Annotated in this window: 1 protein-coding gene; it reads left to right on the forward strand. The window is 63.1% G+C overall.

The window, feature by feature from the left end; all coding sequences use genetic code 11:
- Positions 1–66: 66 nt before the first annotated feature.
- Entirely contained in the window at positions 67–1,263 is a 1,197-nt protein-coding gene (locus tag B7K20_RS00015; RefSeq protein WP_084099468.1) for an IS30 family transposase, read from the forward strand.
- Positions 1,264–1,289: the final 26 nt, after the last annotated feature.

The following is a 1,289-nucleotide window of genomic DNA, read 5'->3' on the forward strand; positions in this document are numbered from 1 at the left end:
CGGGACATGAGGGTCGGAAAACGCGCTTGGATTCATACTGTCTCGACATCACTTGGAGGTGGTGTCATGGCGAGGTATCCGCAGTCGGTGCGTGATGAGTTCGTGGATCTGGTGTGTGGAGGAACGGCAGCGAGGGTCGCGATCGGAAAAGTCGGTGCTTCCATGTCGAGTCATGCCTCGGTGTGGAAGTGGTGGCGTGATGCTGGCGGGGTGAAACTCGGTAACGGGCGATCCCATGCGGTCGCGGACCCGGTCGTGGACTGGGAAGAGAAGTTCGGCCGTTCGTTGACGATCGACGAGCGCGTCGAGATCCAGGCGGGCCTGCGTCAAGGCTGTACCCAGCGCCAGATCGCGGCACGCATTGGTCGCTCGCAGTCCGTGGTGTGTCGTGAGATCGGCCGCAACCGTGGTCCGGACGGCCAGTACTACGCGACCGTGGCTCACACGCGTGCGCATCACAACCGACGCCGGCCCAAGCAGCCGAAGCTGGAAAAGAATCCGGAGCTGTGTCGCCGGATTGAAGCGTGGATGGATGACGGCTGGTCACCGAAACTGATCGCGGACATGCTGGCTCGTGACGCACCCGACGATCACACTTGTCGGGTGAGTCACGAGACGATCTACCGCGCCCTCTACGTTCAATCACGAGGAGTTTTGCGCCAAGACCTGGCCCGACAGCTCTCCACGAGCCGCACCCACCGCAAGCATCGCGGAACTTCTCCACGCGGTCTCAAGGCGACTTACAAAGACGCGTTGAAGATCTCTGAGCGGCCCGCCGAGGTCGCCGATCGTGCCGTGCCCGGCCACTGGGAAGGCGACCTGATCAAGGGTGCTGACGGCCGTTCCCAGGTCGGCACCCTCGTGGAACGCTCCACCAGGTTCGTGATCTTGCTACACCTGCCTGAGCGTGCCACCGCCGACGTCGTCGCGGCCGAAATGATCGCTCAGATGAGCCAACTGCCATCCCACCTGCGTCGCTCCATCACCTGGGACCGCGGCGCTGAACTTGCCGCCTACGACACTGTCCAACTTGATCTGCAGGCACCGGTGTACTTCGCCGATCCCCACTCGCCGTGGCAGCGTGGCTCGAACGAGAACACCAACCGGCTCCTGCGTCACTGGCTGACCAAAGGCACCGACCTGTCCGGCTACAGCGCCGACGACCTCGCCATCATCGCAGCGAAACTGAACTCACGCCCCCGACCAACCCTGGACTACCGCACCCCCGCCCAAGCCCTCAACGACCTCCTGGCCACCCCATGATCCTTTGACCACTTGACTTTGAGGCG

Origin of the sequence: Demequina sp. NBRC 110051 (assembly GCF_002090055.1) — a bacterium.
In the GTDB taxonomy this organism is placed as follows: Bacteria; Actinomycetota; Actinomycetes; order Actinomycetales; family Demequinaceae; genus Demequina.